The organism is Pseudoalteromonas luteoviolacea NCIMB 1944 (genome assembly GCF_001625565.1).
Taxonomy (GTDB): Bacteria; Pseudomonadota; Gammaproteobacteria; order Enterobacterales; family Alteromonadaceae; genus Pseudoalteromonas; species Pseudoalteromonas luteoviolacea_F.
In genome coordinates this window covers 53,529-74,230 of sequence record NZ_AUXS01000053.1, presented here as the reverse complement: position 1 = coordinate 74,230, position 20,702 = coordinate 53,529, and the positions used below count along the sequence as shown (strand labels likewise).

17 protein-coding genes are annotated in these 20,702 nt (G+C 42.4%); 7 read left to right on the top strand and 10 right to left on the bottom strand.

Going from position 1 to position 20,702, the window contains the following annotated elements:
* Nucleotides 1-68 precede the first annotated feature (68 nt).
* On the bottom strand, nucleotides 69-2,759 hold the full coding sequence (locus N483_RS19660) for an insulinase family protein (RefSeq protein ID WP_023397626.1): 2,691 nt from the start codon (nucleotides 2,757-2,759) through the stop codon (nucleotides 69-71).
* 144 nt (nucleotides 2,760-2,903) lie between these two features.
* Between N483_RS19660 and sixA the strand changes: the two genes are divergently transcribed.
* From sixA to yegD, 6 genes are all read left to right on the top strand, one after another.
* A complete protein-coding gene (sixA, locus tag N483_RS19655; protein ID WP_023397627.1) occupies nucleotides 2,904-3,371 on the top strand; it encodes a phosphohistidine phosphatase SixA in 468 nt (155 codons plus the stop codon).
* 690 nt (nucleotides 3,372-4,061) lie between these two features.
* The gene (locus tag N483_RS19650) at nucleotides 4,062-6,350 is read left to right on the top strand and encodes a TonB-dependent receptor (RefSeq protein WP_023397628.1); all 2,289 of its coding nucleotides are present in this window, start codon (nucleotides 4,062-4,064) and stop codon (nucleotides 6,348-6,350) included.
* Between the two features lie 135 nt (nucleotides 6,351-6,485).
* Nucleotides 6,486-6,785 (top strand): hypothetical protein, encoded by a 300-nt coding sequence (locus N483_RS19645; protein ID WP_023397629.1) that lies wholly within the window; start codon nucleotides 6,486-6,488, stop codon nucleotides 6,783-6,785.
* 21 nt (nucleotides 6,786-6,806) lie between these two features.
* Entirely contained in the window at nucleotides 6,807-7,460 is a 654-nt protein-coding gene (locus N483_RS19640) for an HAD family hydrolase (protein WP_023397630.1), read from the top strand.
* A gap of 114 nt (nucleotides 7,461-7,574) precedes the next feature.
* The gene (locus tag N483_RS19635) at nucleotides 7,575-8,417 is read left to right on the top strand and encodes a DNA ligase (protein WP_023397631.1); all 843 of its coding nucleotides are present in this window, start codon (nucleotides 7,575-7,577) and stop codon (nucleotides 8,415-8,417) included.
* Between the two features lie 74 nt (nucleotides 8,418-8,491).
* Nucleotides 8,492-9,853: a molecular chaperone gene (yegD, locus tag N483_RS19630; protein ID WP_023397632.1), complete on the top strand. Its 1,362-nt coding sequence runs from the start codon at nucleotides 8,492-8,494 to the stop codon at nucleotides 9,851-9,853.
* Here the strand turns inward: yegD and N483_RS19625 are convergent.
* The 3 genes from N483_RS19625 to N483_RS19615 all read right to left on the bottom strand — a co-directional run bounded on the left by N483_RS19625 (nucleotide 9,850) and on the right by N483_RS19615 (nucleotide 12,380).
* Entirely contained in the window at nucleotides 9,850-10,308 is a 459-nt protein-coding gene (locus N483_RS19625) for a methylglyoxal synthase (protein ID WP_023397633.1), read from the bottom strand. The two genes, yegD and N483_RS19625, sit on opposite strands and share 4 nt — an antisense overlap.
* Nucleotides 10,309-10,316: 8 nt before the next feature.
* Nucleotides 10,317-10,952: a LysE family translocator gene (locus N483_RS19620; protein ID WP_023397634.1), complete on the bottom strand. Its 636-nt coding sequence runs from the start codon at nucleotides 10,950-10,952 to the stop codon at nucleotides 10,317-10,319.
* Nucleotides 10,953-11,201: 249 nt separating this feature from the next.
* Nucleotides 11,202-12,380, bottom strand: coding sequence for a multidrug effflux MFS transporter (locus N483_RS19615; RefSeq protein WP_023397635.1), 1,179 nt, complete (start codon nucleotides 12,378-12,380; stop codon nucleotides 11,202-11,204).
* A gap of 285 nt (nucleotides 12,381-12,665) precedes the next feature.
* On the opposite strand from N483_RS19615, the gene N483_RS19610 reads away from it, so the two are divergent.
* On the top strand, nucleotides 12,666-13,133 hold the full coding sequence (locus tag N483_RS19610) for a hotdog fold domain-containing protein (protein WP_023397636.1): 468 nt from the start codon (nucleotides 12,666-12,668) through the stop codon (nucleotides 13,131-13,133).
* Here the strand turns inward: N483_RS19610 and N483_RS19605 are convergent.
* The 6 genes from N483_RS19605 to N483_RS19580 form a co-directional block, all read right to left on the bottom strand.
* Nucleotides 13,130-13,516, bottom strand: a complete 387-nt coding sequence (locus tag N483_RS19605; protein WP_023397637.1) for a bactofilin family protein — start codon at nucleotides 13,514-13,516, stop codon at nucleotides 13,130-13,132. The two genes, N483_RS19610 and N483_RS19605, sit on opposite strands and share 4 nt — an antisense overlap.
* Nucleotides 13,506-14,621: a peptidoglycan DD-metalloendopeptidase family protein gene (locus tag N483_RS19600; RefSeq protein WP_023397638.1), complete on the bottom strand. Its 1,116-nt coding sequence runs from the start codon at nucleotides 14,619-14,621 to the stop codon at nucleotides 13,506-13,508. Before N483_RS19600 ends, N483_RS19605 begins: the two co-directional genes overlap by 11 nt.
* A 122-nt stretch (nucleotides 14,622-14,743) precedes the next feature.
* The gene (gene fahA, locus N483_RS19595; protein WP_023397639.1) at nucleotides 14,744-16,057 is read right to left on the bottom strand and encodes a fumarylacetoacetase; all 1,314 of its coding nucleotides are present in this window, start codon (nucleotides 16,055-16,057) and stop codon (nucleotides 14,744-14,746) included.
* Nucleotides 16,058-16,190: 133 nt separating this feature from the next.
* Nucleotides 16,191-17,237 carry a 4-hydroxyphenylpyruvate dioxygenase gene (hppD, locus tag N483_RS19590; RefSeq protein ID WP_023397640.1) on the bottom strand — a complete coding sequence of 349 codons (1,047 nt, stop codon included), beginning with the start codon at nucleotides 17,235-17,237 and terminating at the stop codon, nucleotides 16,191-16,193.
* A 430-nt stretch (nucleotides 17,238-17,667) separates the two neighbouring features.
* Nucleotides 17,668-19,104: a peptide MFS transporter gene (locus N483_RS19585; protein WP_023397641.1), complete on the bottom strand. Its 1,437-nt coding sequence runs from the start codon at nucleotides 19,102-19,104 to the stop codon at nucleotides 17,668-17,670.
* A gap of 271 nt (nucleotides 19,105-19,375) precedes the next feature.
* Nucleotides 19,376-20,584 carry a DUF642 domain-containing protein gene (locus N483_RS19580; protein ID WP_023397642.1) on the bottom strand — a complete coding sequence of 403 codons (1,209 nt, stop codon included), beginning with the start codon at nucleotides 20,582-20,584 and terminating at the stop codon, nucleotides 19,376-19,378.
* Nucleotides 20,585-20,702 lie beyond the last annotated feature (118 nt).

The following is a 20,702-nucleotide window of genomic DNA, read 5'->3' as shown; positions in this document are numbered from 1 at the left end:
TTTAACCAAAATGTCAAATATGAAGCTCGCTGGCAAGGTATATAACTACCTTGATAAGCGAGCATTCACTAGTTTATACGGAGTGTGATGCTGGGGAAGGATGTATCGGTAACGGTCGAAATAAAAGCCTTTATTTCTGCAAATGACAATTGATTCAGTGCATCTAATAACTTCGACTGCATAGAAAATGTATGATCCTCGTTGCCGATGGCAATCCAAAAGCGCTGCGAGCGCAAGCGCAAATTTTTGTCTTTTTCAGCAATTTGTGATTTTAAACTGGTCTTGACGTCTGACCATTGCAAATGCTCTAAACTGTCAATGTTGTCTACAAACTCTTGCAAAAACAGTTGGTGATAGTTGAGAAGTTCTGAGCTTTCGTAATTTGGCGACTGAATGTAAAAGGCAATGCCAGCTCTAGTATTGAATGGTGCGTAGCCTGCGCCAACAAGGTAACCTAGCTGTTGTTCGGTACGAAGCTTTTCAAAATAATGTTGGCTAATTAACTGGTTGAACGCCATGATTTTTATTTTATCTTGTACGCTATTACTGGGCGCTTGAATATAGTGAACAAAAGCGTGTTCACTGTGTTCATTGGCAATTGTCTCACTAAGATGTTTGTCAATTGTATTAAGTGGCTTTTTTAAGTCATCTAAAATTTCACTCTTGGCAAAATTGCACAAAAGCTGCTGCTGTATTGCAATTGCGTGTTTAGTTTGCCAATTGCCATGCAAGAATGCCTTAGCGTGAATAGACGTAAAGAAAGAGTCGCGAAAGGCATTGAACTCATTGAAACACACATTTTTGAGTGCAGCAGCTAGTTCATTCGGTGTTGGGTTCCAGGGCATTAACTTGGCACCTAGGATACTAAAAAGCTCACTTACTGGTTTATTTTTATTGTGATTTTGCCAATGCCTGATGAGTTGCTTTTTGTACTCTGCGAATCGGGTTGCGCTAATCGGCTGCTTTTGAAGTGCCTCAACAAGCTGCGAAGCTAATTTCAACTGACAAGATGAAAGCCCCGCAGTATGCAGTGTCAAACCTCCTTGGTGTGAAGTGAGGTGGTAGCTAAGCCCCGCCAGTTCAGCTGAATAAAACTGTTCGGCGACACTGTCCATAAATAAATCAGCAAACAGCCGTGTTAGCGCCATTGCTTTGTGATTTGAGATTGAGGCTTCGGAATCTAATTCAAGGTAAAAATGCCCTTTAGTGACTCTAAATGTGGCATCTTGTTTAAACCAAAACGCAAACCCCGGTCTGTCTTTAAGTTGGACAGGCGTATGTGTTGTCGACTCAATATCATAGAGAATGTTTTCTTGGCTGAGATATGGATTGACGTTCGGTAGTCGCATTTCAGGCAAAGGTTGATCGATTCGAGCAAGCGCATTGAGCCATTCTTTATTGAGCTGGGCAATTTGATAGGGTGTGTTATACCACTGGGCAATTTTATTGATTGCTCCGGGTTCATCGGTGGTCTCTGGGTGGATCAATACCAATCGCATATTGTGAGGCGATAAGTAATTTAACAGTTCGGTATGCAGTGTTTGGTTAAAGCGTTCCATGCAGTAATCGCCATACAATGTGTTTTCTTCACTGTAATGATGCATGTTGACGCTGACATTGCTCACCCAGTCTATCAACTTGTTGACTTCCTGGTTGTCAAATGCAAGCTCCATTAAGCGTTTTTTGTCAGCGTATAACGCGGGTAGAATATGGTGTTGTTCTGTGATCAAACTAATGTATTCGAACAACATCTCCACGATGTCTTCGTAAAATTCAATACCAATATCGGTCAGTGCGAAGCTTACATTAAAATCCTTGAAGTTACTGCCATTGACGCCTCCGCCTGCTGAAAGTGCATTTATCCAACCGTTCTTCTTCAATATTGCGTACAGTGAACCTTCACCTTCGTAGCCCAATAGGTGGGCAATAAAGCTCAAGCTTTTGTATCGATATAGCTCATTTATATTAGGCATGGCAAAGCTGACAATCAGTTTTTGTAAATGTTTGCGAGGTTTTATGTGAAGTTTTAAGCCGAGATCTTCATCACGATAAAAAGGAACGTCAACCTTTGGTTTTTGATACGTTTTGTCGCCTTTAATCCTTTGAAAGTGACTTGTGGCCATTTGCTTCAGTTCATCAAGATGTTGCGGACCAGCTAGAACTAAGGTCATCCATTGGGCTTGGTAATTGTTGTTAAAAAAGTCGATGATTTCTTGGCGAATATCACCATGGCTATCACCCAAAGTATCGTGATTGCCGACAGAGAACTTAGTAAAGGGGTGAGCTGGGTTTGCAGTTTCTTTGTGCGCTTGAATGATCCGTCTATTGTCATCTTTCACTTTTAGGTTAAATTCGGCATCGATGGCATTGCGCTCATCATTTAAAGCACTTTGCTCAAAAAGCGGCGCAATGAAAAAATCCGCGAAACGAGACAGTAAAGAATCGAATTTATTCGCTAGGCAATCGAAGAAATAGCATGTATGTTCAGTACCAGTCCAAGCGTTGCTGTTTCCACCACTTTGACTTACGACCTGAGAGAACTCTCCTTTAATTGGGTATTGCTCTGTACCCAAAAACAGCATATGCTCAATAAAGTGAGCCATACCTTGGCGACCTACGGGATCGTCAAAGTGACCAATGTTAATAGCTAAAGAGGCTGCAGACTTCTCACAGCTCGAGTCGGTAATTAGTAAAACTCTTAGACCATTGTCCAGTGTTATGTGCTTATATTGTTTATTATCATTGTTGCTTAATTTCAAGTTTACGCCGCCGATATAATAAGTGAGACAGTCTTAAAAGTAGTAAACCACTTACCAGTTCTAAGTATTTTGTTTTAATATAGCGGACATACAACTAGGTTTACTACTGAATCGAGATAAAAATACAATACTTTTCGGAGTGCTATGAAAACCATATTGATCATGCGCCATGGTGAAGCTGGTCCAATGCAGGCAAATGATGCTGCTCGTTTATTGACAAACAGAGGCCAATTGCAGGCTTTGGAAATGGGGCAGTGGGTGTCTCAATCCTACCAACCTAGAGCATTACTTGTGAGCCCGTATGCCCGAGCGCAACAAACAGCGGATGCCGTAAGGCAGAGTAACCAGTTTTCTTTTGAAGAAACCTGCTCAGATATAATCCCCAGTGGTAGCGCTTCCTTTGCGGTGGATTACTTAGAAACTTTGATTAGTATGAACGAAGACATAAGTACTTGGCTTATCGTAGCGCATATGCCAATAGTCAGTTATATGGTCGATCAGTTAGTTCCGGGAGAAATGCCTATTTTCCCAACAGCTGGCATCGCAGTGATAGAATACTGCCCAAAAACCCATAAAGCACAATACAAGGGGTTACACGCTCCAAAAGTATAATTTAACCCAACGAAACATTGCTGTTTTGTCTCAATTGCCATCATATTGTATGGCACATGACTTAGCTCATACCTCTCTCATAATTTTAGATCTCAAAAAAGTACAATAATTTTTAGTGCGCTGCGGAACTATTGTTAGATCATATGTTCTTATAAATGTCTTTCGCAATGTGACTTATGAGGTCTAATGTCCTCTTATCTTGTTTTACATTTCGATAGGATACGCACGCTTTCATGACACCGGTTACCATTTTGGGCGATGGTATCCAGTGGAGCTTAATTTTGTTTCGGTTTATTGACCAAAGTATTAATCATTCTGATTTTGCTTTATCAATGAAAGATTGATGTTTTGTATATCAAATGGGTAAAAAATTATTTCTTGAACATAGTATTGATCAGTTTATAAGGACAAATGTCCGCTTTTTGTAGCTAAAAGTTGTTAAATTTGACCTAACGTCGTCGAACGTTGTAAAAATGTGTGTAATTTATGTGTTTATTAGAAGCATTTTAAAAATATGCTGCTATAATTACGCCCGTTGCGTTCAGCCTCGTTTTGTCGTTATGCACTCTCGAATTCGAGGTCCGCGTTGTTTGTCATTGACGCGCAAAATTGAACGCCATAGCCATTGTGATACGGCGCCCAATTAAACCGTTGAACTTAAAGAGTGCATTAAAAAGGTCAAAAACCAACATGAAAGCAATGAAAAGATCTACGTTAGCAACTCTAATTAATGCAACGTTGTTCTCTGCTGTGGCAGGTACTTCATTCACTACGCTTGCGGAAGAAGAGCAAGCAAAAAGCAATCAACTGGAAGTGATTCAAATCACCGCACGTAAACGTGTTGAAAACGCACAAGAAGTGCCAGTTTCAGTTTCTGCCTTACAAGGTGACAATTTAGACGCCTATAGTTCTGCTGGTATGGATATCCGCTTTATGAACGCTAAGATCCCGAGCTTGTCGGTTGAATCTTCGTTTGGACGTACATTCCCGCGCTTTTATGTCCGCGGTCTTGGTAACACCGATTTCGATTTGAACGCATCTCAGCCAGTTTCATTGGTCGTTGATGAAGTTGTTCAAGAAAACCCTATTTTGAAAGGCTTTCCGGTATTCGATATTGAGCGTATCGAAGTACTGCGTGGCCCACAAGGCACATTATTTGGCCGTAACACTCCGGCAGGTCTAGTTAAATTTGACTCTGTAAAACCAAGCCAAGAGTTTGATGGTTATGCTTCTGTAGCATACGGCAGCCGTGAATCTGTGGATTTTGAAGGTGCCGTAGGTACTGGTTTAACTGACAAAATTTCTACTCGTGTGTCAGTATTATGGCAAGAGCAGCCAGATTATATTGATGTTCGCTCACCTGAAGGCGTTACCAATCAGTTTGCTAAAGATGACTCATTAGGTGGTTACAGTGAAAAAGCGGCTCGTATCCAGTTTTTATACGAAGGTGATGACTTCACAGGTCTTTTAAACTATCACGTTCGTGACCTAGACGGTCGTCCAATTCCTTTCCGCGCAAACTTAATTGAGAAAGGCTCGAACAACATTAACCCTATTTACGATAATGATGTTGTTTTTCATGATGCGTCATCACGCGCAACACAGCAGGTTGAAACGCAAGGCCTTAGCTTAAAATTAGAGTGGGATCTCGCTGAGCATACTGTGACCTCTATTTCTGCATGGGAAAGTGCTGAAATCTACTCGCGTGCAGACGTAGATGGTGGTTATGGTGCTGCATTCTTGCCTGTACAAGGTCCTGGTGTGATCTTCTTCCCTTCTGAAACAGCAGATGCATTACCTGATCACGATCAGTACACGCAAGAACTGCGTTTATCAAGCAACTATTCTGGTGACTTTAACTACCAGGTTGGTGTGTTCTTGTTTGATGAAGAAATGACTATTGAAAGCTACAGCTTCGACACGTTAGCATTTGACGCTGCTGCAGGTAATTATGGCTTGCAAAATGGTTATGCAGTTCAAAACCAAGAGACATCTGCATGGGCTGTGTTTGGCTCTTTTGACTACACAGTATCAGATAAACTTGATGTTACTTTAGGTCTTCGTTACTCAGACGATGAGAAAGAATTCCGCGCTGAACGTACTAAGAGCCCTGTGGGTGCTGCTGACTCAATTGTAGGTACTGCTAACCCGAGTGATAGCCACGTAAGTTGGGATTTAAGTGCAACTTACAAGTTGACTGACGATGTTAATCTATTTGGCCGTCTAGCAAATGGTTTCCGTGCTCCAAGTGTTCAAGGGCGTATCTTATTTGGTGATGAAGTAACAGTAGCTGAGTCAGAAACAACGAATTCAATTGAGTTTGGTGTTAAGTCAGATGTGCTTGATGGTCAAGGTCGTGTAAATGGTACTGTGTTCTACTACCAAATGAATGATCAGCAGCTTACAGCTGTTGGTGGTGGTGCAAACTTCAACCGTCTAGTTAACGCTGACAAAACTACAGGTTATGGTTTTGAGCTAGATACGGAGTGGGTGCTAACTGATGAGCTAAATGCAACCTTTAACTTGAGTTATAACAAGACAGAAATCGATGATCCAAGTCTTGCTATCCAAGGTTGTGCACAGTGTACTATCACAAATACAAAGAACGCGGCTGGTTTGTATCAGTTAGATGGCAACAGCCTACCGCACGCTCCTGAATGGATTGCAAATGCAACGCTTCGTTATACGAAAGAGCTTGAAGGCGGTGATTTCTTTGTATACGCAGATACATCATACCGTAGCAAAATCAACTTCTTCTTGTATGAGTCGGTTGAATTTGAAGGTGAAGCCTTATTCGAAACAGGTGTAAGAGCTGGTTATGCTTGGGCATCTGGTGACTATGAGTATGAAACGTCAGTATTTGTACGTAACTTATTCGATGAGCAGGTTGTGATTGGTGGCGTAGACTTCAACAACAATACTGGTATGTTGAATGAAGAGCGTTTCATCGGTGCTGAGTTCAAGGTTCGCTTCTTTTAATCATTAATTGATGTGAATCATTCGCTTTTTAAACCCGTGTTATTGCAAAAGTAACACGGGTTTTTTATTTCTTTAATGCAACTGTATGAATTAGCTGATACAGTCGCATCGTAGTTTAAGTTAGAGGAGTCAAACATGTCTGGATTTTGGAACTATCGCGTGATTTTTTGCGAAGGTAAAGATAGTGAATCACCGCTATACCAAATTCACGAAGTTGAATACAACATTAATGGTAAGGTGACAAACTGGTCAGAGACAGGGGCCGCTCCTTTTGGTCATACGGTTGAAGACTTACAGGCAGATGCTGAAAGGCTACAGTCTGCTTTTGAAAAGCCGGTGTTAAAAGTTGTGCGCAAGCAGCGTGGCTATGAATTAGTTGAAGTTGAGACTGGTGAAGAAGCTTACGCGGAGCCGCCAGCTGCACTTAAAGGCTAATTATCTAAATGGGGAGCGTTTATGAGTTTAAAGGCAATATTATTCGATTTTGATGGTACCTTAGTAGACTCCGAGGCTCTCCATTATATGAGCTGGTGTGAAGTATTAGCGCCTTTGGGTGTATCTATTAGCGAGGCTGTGTTTTGCGATGAGTTTTCGGGAGTTCCGACCGTAAAAACTGGCCATATTCTGCAGCAGCGTTTCAACTTACCACATACTGGCGATGAGCTAGCCCTCCAGAAAAACACACAATTTGTCGAAACCGCTTCATGGCAAAAGCCTAAACTAATGCCGCACGCAATTGACGTGCTCTCTCTATGTGCAAAACATTATAAGTTGGCTTTGGTGACAGGTAGTACACGTGAAGAGGCATTGCCTGTTTTAGCACATTATCAATTGCTCGAATTCTTTGATTGTATCGTCTGCAAAAACGATGTAGCCAATCCAAAGCCACACCCTGAGCCATACTGTATGGCGATGGCAAAATTAGATGTAAATGCGCAACAGGTTATTGCTGTGGAAGACTCCCTAACGGGTTTGACATCGGCCGTAGCAGCAGGAATAAATACAGTTGTGATCCCGCATCAGCACTCCGCAGATCAAGACTTTTCAAAGGCGACGTGGCAGTGCGAGAGTTTGGACGCCATGTGGCAGCAAATCGTCAAGCCGAGATAGACTGTACAAGTTTAGTAGAAGTGCTACTTTAAATAAGTGTCATTAAAGTTGTAAACATGAAGTTTGCGCTCTGAAGATACTTATTAAGCGTTTTAATCTGCAAAGGAAAGTAGCATGAAACAAGTTGTCTTATGGCTTTTAACAGCCACTATTATTATTTTTAGCCCCATTACTTTTTCAAAGTATAGTCCTGAGGTTCAACTGGCGAAGGTGTACACAGAGCAAAAGCCTGTTGATCATTATCTGGTGAGTGAAAAGTATGATGGTGTTCGTGCCGTTTGGGATGGAGAATCGCTTAAAACGCGATCGGGAAATATTATACATGCGCCTAAGTGGTTTACTGCGGTACTACCAAATCGTTGGTTGGATGGTGAATTGTGGGCGGGCTACAATAACTTTTCTTTTGTCAGCAGCTTAGTACGTAGAAAAGTACCAAACCACGAAAATTGGCAACAAGTACACTACCTCATTTTTGATGCACCTGATCCGCAACTGAGTTTTGAACAGCGTTTTGGGAAATATCAACGAATAGTCAATGGGCTCCACAGTGTTCATATTAAGCCAATTCCTCAATATCAGTTTTCGACCAAGGTAGAGTTAGACGCCTTTTTTAATCAAGTATTAGCACGCGGTGGAGAAGGGGTTATCTTGCATGAAAAAAATGCAAGCCATCGTGCTGGCCGCACTGCTCAAGTATTAAAATATAAACCTATATTTGATGCAGAAGCCATTGTGATTGCCCATGTTCCAGGCAAGGGAAAATATCAAGGTATGATGGGCTCGATCACCGTCAAAACCATGGAAGGCGTTACATTTAATATTGGCACTGGGTTTAGTGATGAACAAAGACAGTCACCTCCTCCAATAGGAAGCACCATTACTTTTCAATATCAGGGTTTTACTAAATATGGCAAGCCGAGGTTTGCAAGCTTTTTGAGAATTAGATCGCAAATCTAGCAAGCAAACGCACTTTCAAATCAATTTGAGCTATGGTAAATTTCGTCCTTTTTTCTATTGGATGTGAGGTAAAAATGGTCGTCGGGTTTGATTACGGTAGCTCAAATTGTGCGATGGGTATAATGCAAGATGGCTCGGTAAACTTAGTGCCTTTAGAAAACGGAAAACATTATTTACCTTCAACGTTATATGCATTGCACAACTCTCTGATCTCAGATTATGTAGCGAAGGGACTTCATCAAGATGGATTACTTGATTATAAGGCCCAAAGAAATGGTATTTTGAAGAGTGCGCAGTTTGCTCGCAATGACTTAGACCTTTTACCACAAGAAAGCGGTGTGTTTGTTGGTCAATCCGCGATAGAAGAGTACATTTCTATGCCCGAGGAAGGTTATTTCGTTAAATCTCCTAAATCATTCTTCGGTGCTATCGGCTTGAAAGTTGAGCAAATTGCTTTTTTTGAAGACATCGCGACAGCGATGATAATGGAATTGAAAAAGCGAGCAGAGCAACATCTGGGTACTTCATTGACCCACACAGTTATTGGTCGTCCAGTGAACTTTCAAGCTGTAGGTGGGACCGAAAGCAATCGTCAAGCTTTGTCAATTTTAACTACGGCTGCGAAAAGGGCAGGGTTTACAGACGTAGAGTTTTTATTTGAGCCCCTAGCGGCGGGGATTGACTTTGAATCTGGCCTGCAAAACGACCAAAAAATACTGGTTGTTGATATTGGTGGTGGTACCAGCGACTGTTCATTTGTACAAATGGGGCCAAGCTACAGAGACTGTGCTGATCGTAGTTCTCACTTTTTATCCCATACCGGGAAACGAATTGGTGGGAATGACTTAGATATTGCACTGGCGTTTCACAAGTTGATGCCCGTATGTGGGTTAGGTGGAGAGTTCAAATCAGGGCTACCACTGCCAAAACAAATATTTTGGCAAGCCTGCAAAATCAATGATATTCAATTACAAAGTGACTTTTATAGCAGTGCATTTGGTAGAGAGCTAAGTACCATGCTGCGTGATGTTTGTGAACCAGGTAAGCTAAAGCGCCTGCAAGTACTGCAAGAAAATAAGATGACGCACCAATTTGTGAGGCAGGCAGAGCTTGCGAAAATAGCATTGAGCGAGTGCGAGGCACATCAGTCGGATCTGTCCTTTATTGAGCCAGAGCTTGTGCAAAGTATCAACCTCGCTCAGCTAACGGAATCAGTGCACAACAGTTTGCAACAAGTGGTGACGCTTGCAGAGCAAGCTATTGCAGATGCCGGGGCGAAACCTGATACGATTTATCTGACAGGTGGCAGCGCTCAATCCCCATTACTTAAAAAAGCATTACAAACTGCACTTGGGGATATTCCAATGCTCAATGGTGACAACTTCGGTAGTGTTACTGCCGGATTGACTAAGTGGGCTCATCGCATCTATCGTTAAGGCAACCGAGTTGCAAGGTAATCTGGATAATCGGGCTGCATTCTAGGTAGCTCAATATCCATATACTTAGAAGTCAGTAGCATATCTGCGCTGGCTTCATTACAGGCTACAGGTATATTCCAAACCGCGGCGAGGCGCAACAGCGCTTTGACATCGGGATCATGAGGCTGTGAAGACAAGGGATCCCAAAAAAATACCAGCATATCAATTTTTTGTTCAGCAATTTGAGCACCAATTTGCTGATCTCCACCCATGGGGCCGCTGAGTAGCTTTTGCACTTCTAACCCTGTATCCCGCTCAATCAGGTTTCCCGTTGTACCTGTCGCACTAAGTGAGTGCTTACATAGCTTGGTCTTGTGCGTCTTACACCATGTTACTAATTCAGATTTTTTCCCATCGTGTGCGACTAGTGCAATGTGTTTCTTAGCTGGAATATTGGCGCGAGTATATTTCATAACAATCCTTACAGGAGTAGGTTAATCGCGAGAGCGACAAAAATGGCCGCGGAAATCCTATCTATCCAAATAGGGGCTTGTGGGTGAGCACGAAAATAGCCCGCTATTTTGTCCCCTCCATATACGTAAACGCAATCGACCGGAAACGCCAATATTGGGTAGAGTAACCCAAATAAAGCCAATTGAACTGTGGTGGAGGTATCTAGACTGGTGTCAACAAATTGTGGAATAAAAGCGATGAAAAACAATGCCACTTTTGGGTTGAGTACTTCGGTCATCATGGCTTGAATCGTAACATTTTTATTTGGTTGGCTCAGGTCTCCAGTATCTTGCTGTGCACCTTGGTCTGTTTTACTTAAAGTGGCTTTGAACGTCATTACGCCCAAATAAGCTAAGTAACCTGCACCGAGGTACTGAACTGTGGTATAGGCCGCTTCTGAGGCTTTTAAAATGGCCGATAAACCAATAACGGCAAAGATGGTGTGGACGATACCACCTAATGCAAAACCAAATGCGCTTTGCATACCCGCAGTTTTACCATGGGTGAAAGTCTGTGCCATTAAAAATGCATTTGAGGGGCCAGGGGCGATTGCAATAATAAAGCTTGCAAACAAAAATGAGAGCAAAAATTCTGGATTAAGCATAATCAAGTAGATGTAATTAAGTTAGCGGTTAGTTTAAACATTCGGAAAATGATTGGAAATGGTTTATTGCAATTTTTGAAAACTATGCGGGTATTGTAAAACCCGCATAAAAAGGTTGGGGGATATTGATTAAATATAAATGCTAAAAAGAAGTTGTGAGTCTTCTTAAACAACAGCCTGTGTAGCTATTAGGTAAATTATGCCTTGCTCATATGACAGTTTTACGACTTCTACGCAAATTCCTGCATATTAGCTGGCGCTGTGTAAAGCTTCTCTATGCTTTGTAAACAATAAAACTAAAAATGGTGTTGCCAAGCACAAATGCAGTGCCAATTGCCATGGCGCGATAAGTGCCAGAGGCTGTGTCATGGCCATTAATAGCCCAGCTCCGCTCATTTGCATTAGGCCAATTAATGCTGAAGCCGTTCCCGCTTGTCTTGGGAATTCAGCCAGTGCATTCCCAGCGGCAGCACCGAGTGTAAAAGCAAAGCCAATCGATGCCATGTACATTGGAAGCATGTAATTGGAAGGGCTGATCTGAGGCAATAATAAGGTGATGAAACCAGCGCCACAAAATAGGCTCAGGCCAAATTGCAGTGCACGACGGCTATGACGTTTAATAAATTGTGGAGCAATGAAACTAGATACGATACTAATGGCGGCATTGATGGCAAACCACAAGGTAAAATCTGCCATTGGCAAGCTTAGATGGGACATTATCCATCCAGGCGCACCGACTACAAACACCAACATGGCTGACATACAGACCATAGTGATAGCCGCATTGAACATAAATTTTGTACTGCTCAACATAGGCGAAAAACGGCGTAGATCTAAAATATGGCCTTGATATATCGAGTCTTCAGGCTTGGTTTCTTTAAAAATGACGCATAGTAAAGCAAGGCCTACAACGGCAAACACAAATAGAAAAGCAAAGTTGCTTCGCCAGCCAAATTCAACGGTAAGCCATGCGCCCAGAATAGGTGCTAGTGCGGGAATAAAGCATACAATACCATTTAGGTAAGTGATCATTTGGCCACTGCCTTTGTGCCCAAAGCTGTCCCGTACGATGGCAAATGCGGCAACAAAGGTAGCACATGCGCCAAGGCCTTGCAGGACTCTCGCTAACATCACCGATCCCCAGGTATCAGACAAAGTGGCCAATGCTGCGCCGATCATAAATAATGCTACACCGGACAATGCAATCGGTTTTCGCCCATACTTGTCTGCAAGTGGTCCCGCAATTAACTGCCCAAGCCCAACTGCAAGCATATAAATGCTGACGGTTTGTTGGATCTTCGCTTCGCTTACGGCGAGCGCATTTTGCATGTCTACAAAAGCGGGTAAATATAAATCGATGCCAAGAGGGCAAAAAACAACCAAAAGGGCAAGGATAAAAATAAGTGATTTGCTGGTTCGGTGTTGCATGGTGTCTCCTTTTCGTCGCTATTGTATTGCGCGGTGAGAAAAAAGACAGGACAAATCGCCGCCATGGTGAAATATTTTATTAATTTAAAGGAATAAATAAGAAATATGTATATCAATTAAGCGGTGAGACAATTTAATTAGATAATTTTATAGCGCACTACGATTACTCAGGCCATAGCAAGCTGTGGCGCGGTTGTTCGATTAGATAAAAATGGAGCCTGTTTAACACTAGAGTTAACTGGTCTGATGTGTTAGTTTGAGTCAAAACAATCTGCGGGATAGAATATGGCCAGTTCACTACTAAAAATATATAAACGAATTAAATGGCTGCCGTTTGGCAATTGGCTTTTCAGTAAGGCTGTTTGTAGAAGGGCGCCGTACTTTGCAACAATCAAACCCAAGATCACGCATTTAAGTAGCGGTAGAATATGCGCCCAAATGCCAAATCGACGTGCGGTTCACAATCACATAGGCACTGTCCATGCCATTGCCCAGTGCAACCTCGCCGAGTTGTGCGCCGGTGTGGTCACAGATGCGACTGTGCCTGTACACACTCATAGGTGGATCCCAAAAGGAATGACAGTGCAATATTTGAAAAAAGCGGATACTGACCTAAAAGCAGAAGCGGTTATTCCATTGCCTCATGTGTGGCAAGACAAAGAAGATATTATTGTGCCTGTTGAAGTATTTAATTCCGAAGGCGTGAAAGTCTTTCACGCCGATGTCACTATGTATATTACAGCGAAAAGTTAAGCCTGATCTTGCTTTTCGATTGGAGTGACATTAGTTAGGTCCGTTTTATGCGTGAGCTTGCCTTCAATGTGTGCTCCAGCTTCGATGCTCAGCGTATCATGAATGATATCTCCATGGACTTTTGCTGTAGGTTCTAAACGAACTTGCTGTGCTGAAATACAGCCATTGACTGTACCTTTGACATGAACTTGAGTCGCCTTGATATTGCCCTCTATTGTGCCTTGTTCTCCGATAACCAAATGTTCGACCTCAAGGTTACCAGATACAACACCATCGACTTGAATTTCACCATCGCACTGGATATCTCCAATGACTTTGGTATTCGGCGATATCATGGCCACATAGAGCGTATGGGGTTTATTATTCTTTAGTTTATTGAACACGTTCGAGTACTCTTGCAAGTTTAACAGGATTAATATGCTTTTTATCCTGTAATACTTCGTAGTGCAAGTGCGTACTGGTACTTCTTCCTGTGCTGCCCATCAAAGCAATAACATCAGATTGACGAACTTGCTGCCCTTTTTTCACTTTAATTGTATGTAAATGACCATATCGCGTCGTAACGCCATTCGCGTGCTGGATTTCGACAAATTTACCGTAGCCACCATATTTACCCGCTCGAACAACTTGTCCATCTGCAGGTGCTAAAATTTCTGTTTTGTGCCACCCAGCTAGGTCTACTCCTTTGTGGTATGCACGTCGACCTGTGATCGGATCCTTGCGGTATCCAAATGCACTGGAAATATAATATTTATCTTCTTTAACGGGCATGCTCGCAGGTAGGTTTTGTACTAAGCTTTCGAGCTGGTTGAGTCTCACCGAGCTGTCAATTGCTTGTAAGTATGCCGCTGGCAATTTATCACTTTGCACCTGATGGTATGGACCACCTTGTGCTTGGCTTGAGGTATTAGCTTCAATTCCCGCTTCTTGCATACTAGCCAAAAGCACTTCATTCCGATTAGCAATTAAATGGTGGAGCTGCTTGAGCAACTGAGTTTGTGCATCGTTAAGCTCAGTGGCATGGTGATGGAAAGCGTCACTGTGTTCCTGATGTAGCTCAATATCCTTTAAGTGTTCGTCTGTTTTTGAATCTATCTCTGAGGCATTGACTTCATTTGAGTTAGCCTCGCCTTCGGTGATGGTATGCGGCAATGAAGCCATCAACTCATTGAGTACGGCATGCTGTGCGTCAAGTTGTGCAATACGTGTTTGTTGTTGAGCCAGCTTTGCTTGTAGCGCTGCGTGTTTATCAAGCCATGCTTTTTCTTTATGGGAAACTTCACTAGTCAGTTGCGATAAGTGTGTTTTTTGCGAGAAATATTGCGATGTTGAAAACCCAAGCCAAGCTAAAATCGTCATTACACTTACTACAAGTGCTATTTGTAACCAAGAAGGTACAGTCAACAGACTTACTTCGCCATTTTGACGCAACATCAATTGTTTTGGTTGAAATAGCTTAAAAACTAGGCTTTTGATAACGCTTAACATAACACTCAAAAATTTAGATAACGCCTAACTCTAACAATTTTTATACAAAAAGCCAGTATAAAAATACAAAAAAAAGGCGTGTTTATGCACGCCTTTGATTTGAATGAAATTATTTTATTCAATTACTTTGCTGGAAGTACAGTGCCCTCTACTGAGCCAAAGCCAATGCGGTTGAAGCCGTCTGCTTCACACCAACCACGCATGATTACCTTGTCACCATCTTCAAGGAATTTGCGCTCTTCGCCGTTGCTCAGAGTAATAGACTCTTTACCACCACGAGAAAGCTCAAGTAGTGAACCCGCTTCTTCGTGCTCAGGGCCAGACTGAGTACCAGAACCTAGCATGTCTCCAGGTAGGAAGTTACAGCCATTTACTGTGTGGTGTGTAACCATTTGCGCAACTGTCCAATAGCTGTGCTTAAAGCTTGACTCTGAAACCTTGCTTGGCGCTTCATTCGCACTACGCATCTTGTCTGTTTCGATTAATACATCCATTTGAATATCAAACGCACCCGCTTCACGGTTTTGTGCAGACTCAAGGTAGCTCATTGGTTGCGGGTCGTTCTCATCGCGATGCCATGCAGTACGGTATGGTGCTAATGCTTCAGTTGTTACAACCCAAGGTGAAACAGTTGATGCGAAGTTTTTCGCAAGGAATGGACCCAGAGGCTGGTATTCCCACGCTTGTAAATCACGTGCAGACCAGTCATTGAATAGGCAGAAACCAAATACGTGGTCTTCCGCATCAGCAATGCTAATTGCATCGCCAAGCTCATTGCCTTTGCCTAGGTAGATACCAAGCTCTAGCTCATAGTCAAGACGTTTACATGGACCGAATGAAGGCGCATCTGCATCAGGTGCTTTCGTTTGGCCTTTAGGACGTGGGAAAGTTTGACCTGACACGTCGATTGATGAAGCACGGCCATGATAACCGATTGGTACCCATTTGTAGTTAGGCAGAAGTGGGTTATCAGGGCGGAACAAGCTACCTACTGCAGTTGCGTGATAGATTGATGTGTAGAAATCAGTGTAGTCACCGATGTGACACGGAAGAGCATATTCAACGTCATCTTGAGCAACTAGTGCGCCTTCAAGTGTACTTTGGTGCTCAGACCCTTCGCGTAAAGCACGTGAAAGTGCAAGGCGCAAGCCTGACCAATGTGCTTTACCAAGACCCATAAATTCATTTAGCGCTTGTGCGTTTGCCGCTTCAACAGCTTCTTGTGCTACACCGTCAAAAATGTTTGCAGCAGCAACCGCTGCTAGGTCCAATACCTGGTTACCAATTGCTACACCACCGCGAAACTCTTCGCTGCTGCCTTTACGACGAAATGAGGCAAATGGTAGGTTTTGAATTGGGAAATCAGTACCTGCTTGGTTTGCACTTGCAACCCAGCTCTTTAAATTAATATCGTGTGTTTCATTGATAAAAGACATGGTCTTTCCTTTTTTATACAAGCTGCATATGACTATGCATTTTAATTTGTGCTTTCGCCAGAATATGGCCAAGTTTAAATAGCAAAAGCAGCTTAGAAAAGCTGCTTTTTAATTTGTCTTTGCTGGTGGATGATTAAATCACACCACGACGCTCTTGGTCACGTTCAATTGACTCGAATAGAGCCTGGAAGTTACCTTCACCGAAACCACCGTCATCAACACGTTGGATCATCTCGATAAAGATAGGACCGAATAGGTTTTTAGTGAAAATCTGTAGTAGGTAGCAGTTTTCGCTCTGGCTATCTACTAGGATCTGGTGCTCTTTGATCTTTTGCTTATCTTCAGCAACCCAAGGAACACGGTCGAAAATTGTATCGTAGTAGTGATCAACAATATCTAAAGTTGCGATGTTTGTTTTGTCTAGCTTATCTAGAGAGCCAACAAGGTCGTTTGTCAAAAACGCAAGGTGCTGTACGCCCGGACCATTGTACTCGTCTAGGTACTCATCGATCTGGTTGTTGTTGTCATCTTTACCTTCATTGATTGGAATCGAGAAAGTACCACAAGGTGACTTAAGTGCGTAAGAAAGTAGTGCAGTCTTCTGACCTTTGATGTCGAAGTAACGAACTTCTTCAAAACCAAATACGCCTTTATAGAAGTTTGCCCATGTTTCCATTGTACCTTTGTAAACATTGTTAGTTAAATGGTCGATACGAATGAAACCTTTGTCTTCAACAATGTTTTGCTCAGCTAGGTCTTCAAAATCATTTTCGAAGATAGAACCTTTATCACCGAATACATCGATGAAGTAAATTAGGCTGTCACCAATACCGTAAATAGCAGGGTATGGTAGGTCTTTGTTTGCAGAATCAGTTGCAGGTTTTGCACCACGCTCTACGGCAATTTCAAACGCTTTTTGTGCGTCTTCTACACGCCAGCCCATTGAGCAAATAGCCGGACCGTGTGACTTAGCAAACTCAGCAGAGAAGCCGCCACGCTCGTTATTTAGTAAGAAGTGGATCTCGTTCTGGTTGTAATGAACGATGTCTTTACCTTTAAACTTTTTAAGTTTAGAGAAACCAAAATCAGCAAAGATTTTGTCCATGTAATCTGCGTCTGGGGTTGCGTATTCAGTAAATTCGATACCTACAAGGCCAAGAGGATTATTTACTTCACTCATTGTCATTCTCCTGCATTAAGCACTGGATTGCTTGTTGTAATTTATGCAGTGGATAATTAATCAAAATGACCTAAAGTGAAAGGTTTTCACCGCAATTCACTGTTAGCCGTTTTGTAAATTTGACTGCACATTTGGTGCTGTTTTAAGACAAAATGGAAATCGACAATTTTTTTAGATTGAAATGCAGTAATTGAACAGAAAATCGGGTTAGTGTTTTGTCTAGTTTATGAGTTTTATTTTTTATAACTTTATGGTTTATATTGAATTTAACTTTTTTGACACATTTTTCAATACACGGATCTGTTGCTGCAGGTCTTGGTCGTGTGTGCTGCATATCACAAAATGATGTAAATTTATCTTTACGTTTTGAAGCTGTGAAATGAAAAAGCCGCACTATAAAGTGCGGCTTTTAGTAAATTTTATTTGCGGTTTATTGTCTTTCACCGCTCACTTCAAGCTCTTTTTCGAGGTAGTGTGCTTGTGTGTGTGGTTCGTTGTCGCCTTCTGCACCGTGCATCCAATCAACCAACTTATTGCTTAAAAGGTACATTGCCAAAGCTGAGATCAGTGCTGTTGCACCTAGGCCGATGAAAATACCCATTGCGTTATTCATAGCCTCTTGGCCTTCGCCAATGAACGAACCGACAAATCCAGCGATTTTGTTAGCCACGGCGGTACACAGGAACCAAATACCCATAAGTAAAGATGCGAGGCGAAGTGGCGCTAGTTTACTCACCATTGATAGACCGATAGGAGACAAGCACAATTCACCGAGCGTATGGAATAAATAGAAAAGTACTAACCACATCATGCTGATCTGCAGAGTTCCACCTGGTGCCGCGCTTTCTGTCATCAAAGCAAACATCATGGTTAGGAAGCCCAGAGCCAAAAACACCAAGCCTATGGCAAACTTAACTGGCGAATTGGGCTCGCGTTTATCTAGCTTTAACCAGATCATCGCGACAATAGGTGCAAAGATGATGATGAATATTGAGTTCAAAGATTGGAACCAAGATGCTGGGATTTCAAAGCCCATTAATACTCGGTTAGTGTAATCATTGGCGAACAGGTTCATTAGACCACCTGCTTGTTCAAAGCCCATCCAAAAGATGATACTAAATACAGACATAGTAAAGATCACGCGGATACGGTCTTTCTCAATTTTTGTTAGAGGCTCTTTAGTACCAGACTCTGACTGTTGCTGAGATAATTTAGCGGATGGTACAACACCAATGTCGCCTAAGTATTTTTTGCTCAGTAGCATTTGCATAACCACAGAAATGACCATGCCGACACCAGCTGCAACAAAGCCTGCTTGCCAGTTGATCTCTGACGCAACATAACCCGCAACGATAGGGCCTAATGCACCCCCTAAGTTGATACCCATATAGAAGATAGTGAAAGCACCATCACGACGTTTGTCGCCTTCCTCGTATAAATCACCTACCATGGTGGAAATGTTAGGCTTGAATAAGCCATTACCGATACACAGTAGTGTTAGGCCAATATAAAAGACGTTTTCTTCTTGACCGGCCACAACACTGTGCGGAATACCCATAATAAAGTGGCCTGCGGCCATTAAGATGCCACCAATAATGATGGCTTTGCGTTGTCCAAGTACGTTATCTGCTAGCCAGCCACCAAACAGGGGCGTTAAGTATACGGCCATTGTAAAAGTACCGTATAAACTCAATGCATCGGCATTGGTCCAACCAAAGCCACCGTTTTGTACCTGAGCTACTAGATAAAGTACTAAAATTGCACGCATGCCGTAGTAGCCAAATCGCTCCCACATTTCCGTGCCGAACAGTAAGAATAGGCCTTTAGGATGGCCTAAAAACTCACCTCGATTAGGTAATGAATTCATGTTTTGTTCCCAAACTTAGTCATAATGTGTTATTTGGCCTTTAATTATTAGCGGTCATTTATCGTTATTTCCAACAAAAAATCACACTTGCTTTGAAAGGGAGGCCAGTCCCCAAAAGCTCTACGCATGTAGTCAGTAATGACTAACTATGCAATAAAAACGCGTCAGTATACCCAGCGTAATGGCATTGGGGAAGCCTTACCAGATGGCATTAGTTGACTTAAGGCATAAAAAAACCAGCCAACAGGCTGGTTTTGAGAACCGATAAATATTAGCGGCAGTAATTATCAACGAAGGTCAAGTCATTAATATGGGCAGGGCCTTGCATAAGCTCGGTGGCAACCGCTGTGTTTGGATTGAGCGAGTAAATTTTCGCATTTTGTCCATTTTGTCGGCCTGCAACATACAAGGTACCGTCGTCAGAAATTGCCAAACCAGATGCCCAGTTTACGCCATGCTCGCCGATCTTACTTAAGCTCATATCTGCGGTATCAAGGGTATATAGTGCTTTACCTGTCAATACATACAAAATGTTGTTGTCAGCAGAATAGGCAATATCACCGTGGCTGAAGTCATCACCTGCATATTTCAATTTTCCAAGTACTGTTTTTGCACCCGTTTCTAGATTGTAATCATACATGTAGGTTTTGCTGGTCGCGCGCAGATGCATGCCGTCATCGCTGATCGCCGAGCGGTATATTGGCCATGAAGTGGCATTTGCAACGGCAGTTTCTACATTGCCATCTAGATCGAGTGACCATAAAGTAGAAGCTTTGGTTTGTTTGTCATTTTGTTCCATGAAATACAGCACGCCATCTTTACTGGCGATATTAGACGCTGTGTGTGAAACGCCAGCCACTTTGCTATAAGTCATGGTATCTAAATTGAAGTTGAAAATGTAACCGTCGCCTGCGCTACCATAGTTGTTTATACCAAATAAACCTGTGACACAATCAGCGGTCACTGACACATTATCAATTAATGCGCCATAAGAGTCAGACTTACCACTACCAGAAAATGCCAGCACACTTTGAGCACTGTTAGCAGTTACAGTGACAGTCACATGCTGCCAGCCGCGACTAGTGCCATTTAAACTTGCAACAACTTGTCCATCCCAAGAAACAGTAGCTTGGTTTGTTTGGCTATTGTTGCTCACCCGGGGTGAATAGTAAAAGCTTACAACGTAGCGTTTTCCAGCTTCTGTTGCGATGGACTGGTACGCTGTATAGTTGCTCGTTGAGTCGAGCTCGAGATATTGTGAGCCATTTTGTGGTGCAATTAATCCGAGGCGGTCAGTTTGGATCTCAAAGCGAGCACCAGCACGTTGCCAGCCAGGTAGATTATTGAAGAGTTTCCAAGTCCCTGAAATATTTCCTGATTGTTCGAATGAACCATTGGTAATTAAATTCGTGTCAGCCAGCGCACTCTGGCTTGATGTCAATGCAGCAATAAATAATACAGATGACGAGGATAGCTTCATACTTTACTCCCAACTTACTTACCAAACATCCATTGTTAGTAAAATGTTAAATTCAATTCATTTCTTCTAATCTTATTTTCTTAGTTTTATACCCTCAGGTCAATTAAAATACAAAAAA

Bases quoted from the DNA above. Each gene is read 5' to 3' on its own strand.
- N483_RS19640 (WP_023397630.1), top strand. From the start codon at position 6,807: ATGAGTTTAAAGGCAATATTATTCGATTTTGATGGTACCTTAGTAGAC.
- yegD (WP_023397632.1), top strand. From the start codon at position 8,492: ATGGTCGTCGGGTTTGATTACGGTAGCTCAAATTGTGCGATGGGTATA.
- N483_RS19645 (WP_023397629.1), top strand. From the start codon at position 6,486: ATGTCTGGATTTTGGAACTATCGCGTGATTTTTTGCGAAGGTAAAGAT.
- hppD (WP_023397640.1), bottom strand. From the start codon at position 17,237: ATGAGTGAAGTAAATAATCCTCTTGGCCTTGTAGGTATCGAATTTACT.
- N483_RS19615 (WP_023397635.1), bottom strand. From the start codon at position 12,380: ATGCAACACCGAACCAGCAAATCACTTATTTTTATCCTTGCCCTTTTG.
- N483_RS19600 (WP_023397638.1), bottom strand. From the start codon at position 14,621: ATGTTAAGCGTTATCAAAAGCCTAGTTTTTAAGCTATTTCAACCAAAA.
- sixA (WP_023397627.1), top strand. From the start codon at position 2,904: ATGAAAACCATATTGATCATGCGCCATGGTGAAGCTGGTCCAATGCAG.
- N483_RS19650 (WP_023397628.1), top strand. From the start codon at position 4,062: ATGAAAGCAATGAAAAGATCTACGTTAGCAACTCTAATTAATGCAACG.
- fahA (WP_023397639.1), bottom strand. From the start codon at position 16,057: ATGTCTTTTATCAATGAAACACACGATATTAATTTAAAGAGCTGGGTT.
- N483_RS19580 (WP_023397642.1), bottom strand. From the start codon at position 20,584: ATGAAGCTATCCTCGTCATCTGTATTATTTATTGCTGCATTGACATCA.
- N483_RS19635 (WP_023397631.1), top strand. From the start codon at position 7,575: ATGAAACAAGTTGTCTTATGGCTTTTAACAGCCACTATTATTATTTTT.
- N483_RS19620 (WP_023397634.1), bottom strand. From the start codon at position 10,952: ATGCTTAATCCAGAATTTTTGCTCTCATTTTTGTTTGCAAGCTTTATT.
- N483_RS19585 (WP_023397641.1), bottom strand. From the start codon at position 19,104: ATGAATTCATTACCTAATCGAGGTGAGTTTTTAGGCCATCCTAAAGGC.
- N483_RS19610 (WP_023397636.1), top strand. From the start codon at position 12,666: ATGGCCAGTTCACTACTAAAAATATATAAACGAATTAAATGGCTGCCG.
- N483_RS19625 (WP_023397633.1), bottom strand. From the start codon at position 10,308: ATGAAATATACTCGCGCCAATATTCCAGCTAAGAAACACATTGCACTA.